The 8,678-nt window shown below is 69.4% G+C and carries 9 protein-coding genes; 8 read left to right on the top strand and 1 reads right to left on the bottom strand.

The features are described from left to right. Nucleotides 1-90: 90 nt before the first annotated feature. The 5 genes from tsf (at nucleotide 91) to RUH65_RS14375 (ending at nucleotide 4,274) form a co-directional block, all read left to right on the top strand. Nucleotides 91-927 (top strand): translation elongation factor Ts, encoded by an 837-nt coding sequence (tsf, locus tag RUH65_RS14395; RefSeq protein ID WP_313818285.1) that lies wholly within the window; start codon nucleotides 91-93, stop codon nucleotides 925-927. A gap of 181 nt (nucleotides 928-1,108) precedes the next feature. Beyond that, entirely contained in the window at nucleotides 1,109-1,927 is an 819-nt protein-coding gene (gene pyrH, locus RUH65_RS14390; protein ID WP_313818284.1) for a UMP kinase, read from the top strand. 97 nt (nucleotides 1,928-2,024) lie between these two features. Next, entirely contained in the window at nucleotides 2,025-2,582 is a 558-nt protein-coding gene (gene frr / locus RUH65_RS14385) for a ribosome recycling factor (protein WP_313818283.1), read from the top strand. A gap of 15 nt (nucleotides 2,583-2,597) precedes the next feature. Continuing rightward, entirely contained in the window at nucleotides 2,598-3,536 is a 939-nt protein-coding gene (locus tag RUH65_RS14380) for a phosphatidate cytidylyltransferase (RefSeq protein WP_313818282.1), read from the top strand. Between the two features lie 120 nt (nucleotides 3,537-3,656). Further along, nucleotides 3,657-4,274, top strand: coding sequence for a DivIVA domain-containing protein (locus RUH65_RS14375; protein WP_313818280.1), 618 nt, complete (start codon nucleotides 3,657-3,659; stop codon nucleotides 4,272-4,274). A gap of 89 nt (nucleotides 4,275-4,363) precedes the next feature. Here RUH65_RS14375 and RUH65_RS14370 read toward each other — a convergent pair whose 3' ends face one another. After that, on the bottom strand, nucleotides 4,364-4,849 hold the full coding sequence (locus RUH65_RS14370; RefSeq protein ID WP_313818279.1) for an Lrp/AsnC family transcriptional regulator: 486 nt from the start codon (nucleotides 4,847-4,849) through the stop codon (nucleotides 4,364-4,366). Between the two features lie 180 nt (nucleotides 4,850-5,029). Here RUH65_RS14370 and pdhA point away from each other — a divergent pair, with 180 nt between their 5' ends. The 3 genes from pdhA to RUH65_RS14355 are packed head-to-tail and all read left to right on the top strand — an operon-like array spanning nucleotide 5,030 to nucleotide 8,644. Continuing rightward, on the top strand, nucleotides 5,030-6,172 hold the full coding sequence (pdhA, locus tag RUH65_RS14365; RefSeq protein ID WP_313818278.1) for a pyruvate dehydrogenase (acetyl-transferring) E1 component subunit alpha: 1,143 nt from the start codon (nucleotides 5,030-5,032) through the stop codon (nucleotides 6,170-6,172). Continuing rightward, entirely contained in the window at nucleotides 6,169-7,236 is a 1,068-nt protein-coding gene (locus RUH65_RS14360; RefSeq protein WP_313818277.1) for an alpha-ketoacid dehydrogenase subunit beta, read from the top strand. Before pdhA ends, RUH65_RS14360 begins: the two co-directional genes overlap by 4 nt. A 1-nt stretch (nucleotide 7,237) precedes the next feature. Beyond that, the gene (locus tag RUH65_RS14355) at nucleotides 7,238-8,644 is read left to right on the top strand and encodes a dihydrolipoamide acetyltransferase family protein (RefSeq protein WP_313818275.1); all 1,407 of its coding nucleotides are present in this window, start codon (nucleotides 7,238-7,240) and stop codon (nucleotides 8,642-8,644) included. The last annotated feature ends 34 nt before the right edge of the window (nucleotides 8,645-8,678 follow it).

The following is an 8,678-nucleotide window of genomic DNA, read 5'->3' as shown; positions in this document are numbered from 1 at the left end:
TGTCTGCCCGGACCATGTCCGGGCACCAGAAACAAGCACCACAACACCACTTCGGGACAATCCCGCTACAGGTAAGGATGGGTACCACGCATGGCGAACTACACCGCAGCTGACATCAAGGCCCTGCGCGAGCGCACCGGCGCCGGAATGATGGACGTCAAGAAGGCGCTCGACGAGGCCGATGGCGACAACGACAAGGCGATCGAGATCATCCGCGTGAAGGGCCTCAAGGGCGCCACCAAGCGCGAGGGCCGTGCGGCCGTCGAGGGCCTGGTCGCCGCCGTCGTCAAGGACGGCACCGGCGTCATGATCGAGGTCAACTGCGAGACCGACTTCGTCGCCAAGAACGAGAAGTTCATCGAGCTGGGCAACGTCGTCCTCGAGCAGGCCGTCTCCACCGGTGCAGCTGATCTCGAGGCCCTGCTGGCTTCCGAGTTCAACGGCCGCACCCTGGGCGAGCACGTGGTCGACGAGGGCGCTGTCCTCGGCGAGAAGGTCGTCGTCCGCCGCATCGCCCGCGTGGAAGGCGCCTTCGTGGACGCCTACCTGCACAAGACCTCCAAGGACCTCCCCGCCCAGGTGGGCGTGCTGATGGCCGTGGATGCCGACTCCGAGGCCGCGCGGACCGCAGCTCACGACGTCGCGGTGCACACCGCCGCCTTCGCGCCGACCTACCTGTCCCGCGAGGACGTGCCGGCCGAGACCGTGGAGAACGAGCGTCGCATCGCCGACGAGACGGCCCGCGCCGAGGGCAAGCCGGAGCAGGCCATGGCCAAGATCGTGGAGGGCCGCCTGACCGGCTTCTTCAAGGAGATCGTGCTCGTGGACCAGCCGTTCGCCAAGGACCCGAAGCAGACCGTCGGCAAGGTCCTGACCGACGCCGGCACCGCCGTCGCCGGTTTCGCCCGCTTCCGCGTCGGCAACTGACCGACCCGCACGGCGGGTCTCCGCCCACGCGGTAGGATCGGATCGACCGCGCAGCGGACGAGTCTGAAAAGGGGGTGGTCATCCAACATGGATGGCCACCCCCTTTGCCCTGCCCGACGAACAACCCTCACGTGGTGCACCCCCACCACCGCCAGCCCTGATGAGCCCAGGAGGCCAGCCCATGGAGAGCACTGACCAGCGAACCACCCCGGACATCCGCGACGCCACGTCCTTCAACGAATCCCGGGACCTGCAGCAGGCCCAGGCCGGTGACACCCGCGGCAACCCCGGCCGGACCGGAAAGCGCCGGGTGCTGCTCAAACTCTCCGGTGAGGTCTTCGGCGGCGGCAAGGTCGGCGTGGATCCGGACACGGTGCGCGGCATGGCCGAGCAGATCGCCGATGCCCGCGGGGAGGTTGAGATCGCCATCGTCGTCGGCGGCGGCAACTTCTTCCGCGGAGCGGAGCTCTCCGAGAACGGCATGGACCGCCGGCGGGCCGATTACATGGGCATGCTCGGCACCGTCATGAACTGCCTGGCACTCCAGGACTTCCTGGAGCAGGCCGGGGTGTCCACTCGCGTCCAGTCCGCCATCCACATGGAACAGGTCGCAGAGCCGTACATCCCGCTCCGCGCGATCCGCCACATGCAGAAGGGCCGCGTGGTGATCTTCGGTGCCGGCACCGGCCTGCCGTACTTCTCCACCGATACCGTGGCTGCCCAGCGTGCCCTGGAGGTCGGTGCCGACGAGGTGCTCATGGCCAAGTCCGGAGTGGACGGCGTCTACACCGCGGACCCGAAGAAGGACCCCTCGGCACGGAAGTACGAGCACCTGACCTATGACGAGGCGCTGTTGAACGACATCCGGGTGATGGACCAGACCGCCATGACCATGTGCAAGGACAACGGCCTGTCCATGATGGTGTTCGGCATGGAGGGCCAGGGCAACGTCACCCAGGCCCTGTTGGGTGCGAGGATCGGCACCACGGTCACCCGCTGACCTGCACCGCAGGTCCGTCCGGACCGCCCGCCTGGGGCCGCCGCACGAGCGGGTGTCCTAGGATTGACCACAACCGCACCAGAACCCAGGAGACAACGTGACGCAGGAAACCCTTCAGGCTGCCACCGAGCAGATGGAGAAGACAATCGAGGCCACCCGCGAGGACTTCGGCTCGGTCCGCACCGGCCGGGCGAATCCCGGGCTCTACTCCAAGGTCATGGTGGACTACTACGGCTCCTACACGCCGCTGCAGCAGCTCGCCTCCTTCACCACCACCGATGCCCGCACCCTGCTGATCACGCCGTTCGACGTGTCCGCACTGCGCAACATCGAGAAGGCCCTCTCGGACTCTGAGGTCGGCGCGAACCCGTCCAATGACGGCAAGGTCATCCGCGTGGTGATGCCCGATCTGACCGAGGAACGCCGCAGGGAATACGTCAAGCTCATCAAGACCAAGGCCGAGGATCACAAGGTCTCCCTGCGCAACACTCGCCGCAAGGCCAAGGAGACCCTGGACAAGATGGTCAAGGACGGGGATGTCGGCGAGGACGAGGGGACACGTGCCGAGAAGGAACTCGACGCCATGACCCGCCGCTTCACGGACGAGATCGACGAGATGGCCAAGCGTAAGGAAGCGGAACTCCTCGAGGTCTGAGCACCCCACCACGCTATGACTGATCCCTCCGCACCCGCTGCCTCGCAGCCGGTCCTGCCGCCGGTTCCGCCACCGGTACAGCCGGAACAGCCGGAACCACCGGTGACCCGGCGGCAGCGGCGGGAGCAGGACGCCGCGCGGGCGCGTCAGGCCAAAGCCGGCCGTAACCTCCCGGCCGCCGTCACCGTCGGCCTGCTGCTGCTCGGCGGTGCGCTCGTCGGACTGATCTGGCTTCCGGTGGTGCTGGCGATCCTCGTCATCGCGCTGCTGCTGCTGGGTGTCACGGAAACCGCGCAGGCCATCTCGCGGCGCGGCCTCGATGTGCCCCGAGTGCCGCTCTGGGCCGGGGCCGTGGCGATGCCCCTGGGTGCCTTCGCCGGTGGGGTCGAGGCCCTGGTGCTGGCCCTGCTGGGCACGCTGCTGCTGGTCCTCGTCTGGGCGGTGGTCGAGGACCTCCCCGCCCGGGGGGAGTCCGTGATGGCCTCCGCCTTCATCGTTCTCTGGGTGCCGTTCCTGCTCTCCTTCGCGATCGCGCTGCTGGGCCAGGAACAAGGCAACCTCATGGTGGCCTGCATGCTGCTCATGGTGGTCTCCAATGACACCTTCGGCTACATCGTCGGTGCCAGCTTCGGCAAGCACCCCATGGCACCCAAGATCAGCCCCAAGAAGTCCTGGGAGGGTTTCGCCGGATCGGTGACCGGCTCCGTGCTCGTGGGCACGGCCGCGGTCCACCTGTTCCTGGACCACCCGTGGTGGGTCGGCAGCCTGCTCGGCCTCCTGACCGTGGCGTCGGCGACCGCCGGCGACTTCGCCGAGTCCATGATCAAGCGGGAGCTGAACCTCAAGGACATGGGTTCGATGCTGCCCGGCCACGGCGGTGCCATGGACCGGCTGGACTCGCTGGTGTTCTCCGCCCCGGTCGCCTACATGGTCTTCGCGCTGCCCTTCGTGTGAGGGTGGCGTGCTGGGGTGGGCGAGCAGCCTGACACCCCGGCGGCCTCACGGGATATGCAGGTCCCGCTGGCTACGATGGACACGTTGGCGGACCCACACACTTCCGAAGGAGCCTTCTCGATGGACCACGGCACGCGGCAGGATTCCGAAGGACTCCAGCAGCAGGTGATGCGGTCGGCTGACCGCCAACCGTTCGATCTCGCGGACCGCCGCACGTTCGGATATCACCGCAAGCAGGTGGATCGGTTCCTGGCCCGGGCCCGAGTCGCCTATGAGGGCGGTGGAGACCTGCGCTCAGCCGACATCCGTCACATCACCTTCGATGCGGTCAAGGGCGGCTATCAGGCTGACCAGGTGGACGACGTCCTGGACCGGCTCGAGGACGCGCTCGCCCGGTCTGAGCGCGAACGCCGCATCGAGGTCGAGGGCGAGGACGCCTGGACGAGCCGGGTCCACGCCTCCATCGACGTCCTCCGAGGGCGGCTCGACCGCCCCGACGGTGAGAGATTCCGCCGGCCGGCCCAGGACCGGGACGGTGGCTACGACCGGGCCGACGTTGACGCCTTGTGCCACCGTCTCTCGGCTCGCTTCGACGATCGCGCGGAGGGCGCCGATGTGGGTGCCGATCACGTGCGCAGGGCGGTGTTCGCGGCCGCTCCCGGCGTCGAGGGCTATGACGAGGCACAGGTGGACGCGTTCCTCGACGCGGCCATCGACGTGCTGTCCATCCTCGACTGATCTCTCCTCCGGCTCTCTCCTCCGGCCAGCCAGGCCACTCATACCCCTCAGGCCGATCAGGCTTGCCACTGGTCCCAGGGCGCCGGACGTCAGCGGCCTGACTCGCCGCCGCCCAGGAGCGACTCGACGAGCGGCACCGTCCGCCAGGCGACCAGCTCGGTCATGGCCAGGGACGTGTCCGCGCGGTCCACCCCGTCGATCTGCAGGATCCGCGAATGGATCCTGAACAGGTCCTCTGCGTTCCGGGCCGCCACCCGGGCCAGGACATCCGCCGAGCCGGTCAGGCCGTGGGCCTGGACCACCTCGGGAATCCGGTGGAGTGCCGCGGTGATCCCGGTGAGTTGCTGTTGATGGACGTGGATCTGCACGAACGCCGTCAGCGGGTGCCCGAGGGCGTCCATGCTGATCCGGCGTTCGAAGGGCAGGAACACCCCCTCCTCCGTGAGCCGGACCAGTCGCGCCTGCACCGTGTTGCGGGACAGGGAGAGGGCCTGGGCGAGCGCCACCGTGGTGGCATCCGGTGTCTTCGAGAGCTCCACGAGGAGTCTCAGGTCGGTGATGTCCAAGGTGCGCATGATGCTCACTTTCCCGGGAGGGTGTCGCCCGAACGCTGGGCATGATGCCCAGTACGAATAGCGTACCTTGTGCAAGCCTTTCGCTGTGACTAGCATCACAAGGGAGCGGTCGACACCCTGACCGCGTCCACGGCAATGGCACGGCACCCACCCGGTGCGGGCCTGAACGAGGAGGTCACCATGGGATCCACCAGCCTGATTCCCCCATCCACCGGCATGCCCCAGGTCCCCGAACCGGACCTGCTCCAGGTACTCACCCCGGAGGGCCATCGCCGTCCGGACCATGACCTGGACCCCTGGCTCGAGGATGTCACTCCCGCGATGCTGACCTCCCTGCACCGGGACATGACCCTCATCCGCCGGATCGACACGGAGTGCACGCACCTCCAGCGCCAGGGAGAACTCGCCCTGTGGCCGCCGCTGCTGGGGCAGGAAGCCGCTCAGGCCGGTTCGGCCGTGGCCATGCAGGATGAGGACTACGTCTTCCCCTCCTACCGTGAGAACGGCGTGGCCTACCTGCGGGGCGTCGACCCGCTGGGCCTGGTCCGCCTGTGGCGCGGCGCCACGTTCGCCGGCTGGAAGCCCCAGGACCACAACTTCGCGGCGCAGCAGATCATCATCGGCGCGCAGGCGCTGCATGCCGTCGGCTACGCCATGGGAATCACCCGGGACGGCGCGGACGCGGCCGCCATCGGCTATTTCGGCGACGGTGCCACCAGCCAGGGCGACGTCAACGAGGCCATGGTCTTCGCCGCCAGCTTCCACGCCCCCGTGGTGTTCTTCTGCCAGAACAACCACTGGGCGATCTCGGAGCCGGTCGGCCTGCAGGCCAAGCGTCACATCGCCGACCGCCCGTGGGGCTTCGGCATCCCGGCCATGCGCGTGGACGGCAACGACGTCCTGGCCGTCATGGCCGCCACCCGACGCGCCCTCGAACGGGCTCGCAACGGCGGCGGACCGACGTTCATCGAGGCCGTGACCTATCGCATGGGGCCCCACACCACCGCGGACGATCCGACCCGTTACCGGGACGCGGCGGAGGTGGAGGCCTGGCGCGCCAAGGACCCCATCGACCGGCTCGAGAAGCACCTGGCCGAGCTGGGCGAGGACATCGAGGCCCTGACCGCCGACTCCACCGCCGCGGCGGATGCCATGGCCGCGGAGCTGCGGGCCGGCGTCGCCGTCCTGACCGATCCGGAGCCGGCCGAGCTGTTCGACCATGTGTACGCGGAGCCGCACCACGAGCTGGAGCGTCAACGAGAGCACTACCGCCTCTACCTGGAGCAGTTCGACGGGCCGCAGCTGGAAGCGGGTGCGCGATGACCGGGACCGCTGCTGAGACCCTCACCTTCGGCAAGGCCATCAACGCCGGCCTGCGTGCCGCCCTGAACGAGGACCCCGCCGTCCTGCTCATGGGAGAGGACATCGGACAGCTCGGCGGCGTCTTCCGCATCACCGACGGCCTGCAGGACGAGTTCGGCGAGGACCGTGTGGTGGACACGCCCCTGGCCGAGTCCGGCATCATGGGCACTGCCGTCGGCCTGGCCTACCGGGGCTACCGTCCCGTCGTGGAGATCCAGTTCGACGGGTTCGTCTACCCTTCCTTCGACCAGATCGTCTCCCAGGTCGCCAAGCTCTACCACCGCACGCATGGGGCCGTGACCATGCCGATCACCATCCGCATCCCGTTCGGCGGCGGCATCGGCTCGCCGGAGCACCACTCGGAGTCACCGGAGGCCTACTTCGTGCACACGGCCGGGCTGCGGGTCGTCTCCCCGTCCACGCCGCAGGAGGGCTTCGATCTCATCCGCGCGGCCGTGGCCAGCAACGATCCGGTCGTCTACCTGGAGCCGAAGCGCCGCTACCATGACAAGGCTCCCGTGGACCTGGCGGCGCCGTTGCGCCCGATGGGCCCGGCCGCCCTGGCCGCCCAGGGATCCGACGTCACCCTGGTGACCTACGGTCCGCTGGTGAAGACCTGTCTGCAGGCCGCGGAGGCCGCCGCGGCGGACGGGGCCTCCATCGAGGTGATCGATCTGAGGTCGCTGTCCCCGATCGACTTCGGACTCATCGAGTCCTCCGTGCGCAAGACCGGACGGCTCGTGATCGCCCATGAGGCCTCCCGCACCGGGGGGCTGGGGGCCGAGATCGCGGCCACGGTGACCGAGCGCTGCTTCCACTGGCTGGAGCACCCGCCGGTGCGGGTCACCGGATTCGACATCCCGTACCCACCGGCCAAACTCGAGCACCACCACGTGCCGGACCTGGACCGCATCCTCGACGGCGTGGACCGGGCCCTGGGCCGCCCGCACTCGCTCGACTCCCTGGACCCCTTCGCGGCGCCCGTACCCCTGGGATCCGCGTCCGATAACACGTCAGGAGCCTGACATGCTCAAGGTCTTCAACCTGCCCGATCTCGGCGAGGGCCTCACCGAGTCCGAGCTGCTCACCTGGAAGATCGCCGTCGGCGACACGGTGGCGGTCAACGACGTGCTCGCGGAGGTGGAGACGGCCAAGGCGGTCGTTGAGCTCTCCAGCCCCTTCGACGGCACCATCGCCGCACTGCACGGGGACCCCGGGGCCGTCATCCAGGTCGGTGCCCCCATCATCTCCTTCGACCTGCCCGGCGCGGAGCCGGAGGACACCTCGGGGCCCGACGCCGGCTCCTCCTCCCTGCCCGACGGCCGGGTGCCGACGCTGGTCGGCTACGGCGCGGCCGTGGAGGGGGCCGGGCGCCCCGCCCGTCGTGCCCGGGCCGGGCGGCCCGCATCACCTGATCCGGCGCCGGCACCACAGCCGTCCGGCTCGCCTTCCTCGGTGCCGGTGCCGGCCGGCGGGACGGCAACACTCACGGCCGAGCGCCCGCGTTCCACCCCGCCGGTCCGCAAGCTCGCCCGCGACCTCGGGGTGGACCTCACTCTGCTCGCGGGCAGCGGAGCGGGGGGAGTGGTGACCCGCGAGGACGTCACGGCCGCCGCGGACGGTGCGCGGCCGGCGTCGGGCAGTCCGACCGGGACGGACACCCTGACCGAGGCGGCACCGGAGTCCGCCGCCGAGGCCGCGGCCGGTGGTGTCCGCACCTTCGGCGGCCGGCCCCGCACGGAGGAGGAGCCGATCCGCTCGGTCCGCAAGGCCACCGCCGCCGCCATGACGGCCAGCGCGTTCACGGCGCCGCACGTGACGGAGTTCCTCACCGTGGACGTCACCGAGTCCGTCGAACTGCTGCAGGAGGTCAGGCAGCGTCGGGACTTCCGCGAGCTGAAGCTCACCCCGCTCACCCTGGTGGCCCGGGCCGCCTGTCTGGCGCTGGAGCGCACCCCCGAACTCAATGCCCGGTGGGACGGGGACGGTGGGCGGATCATCCGGCAGAACTACGTGAACCTTGGCATCGCCGCGGCCACTCCGCGCGGACTCATGGTGCCGAACCTCCGGGACGCCCAGGCCCTGGATCTACGCTCACTGGCAATCCGGCTGGCCGAACTGACGGCCGTGGCGCGGGAGGGGAAGCTGGCGCCGGACCAGCTCTCCGGCGGCACCTTCACCCTGACGAACGTGGGGGTCTTCGGCGTCGATGCCGGTACCCCCATCATCAATCCGGGGGAGGCGGGCATCCTGGCCATCGGGCAGGTCCGGCGGATGCCGTGGGAGCACCGCGGCGAGATCGCGCTGCGCCAGGTGATGACGCTGTCCCTGTCCTTTGACCACCGGTTGGTGGACGGCGAGCAGGGCTCGCGGTTTCTGGCCGACGTCGGCGCGGTGCTGGCCCATCCGGGCCTGGCACTGGCGCTGTTCTAGAGCCGGACAGCCGAGGTGGTCAGCCGAGCTGCAT

The sequence above is a fragment of the Citricoccus sp. genome (assembly GCF_032154715.1).
GTDB lineage: Bacteria > Actinomycetota > Actinomycetes > Actinomycetales > Micrococcaceae > Citricoccus.
This window is presented reverse-complemented; position numbering and strand designations above follow the sequence as displayed.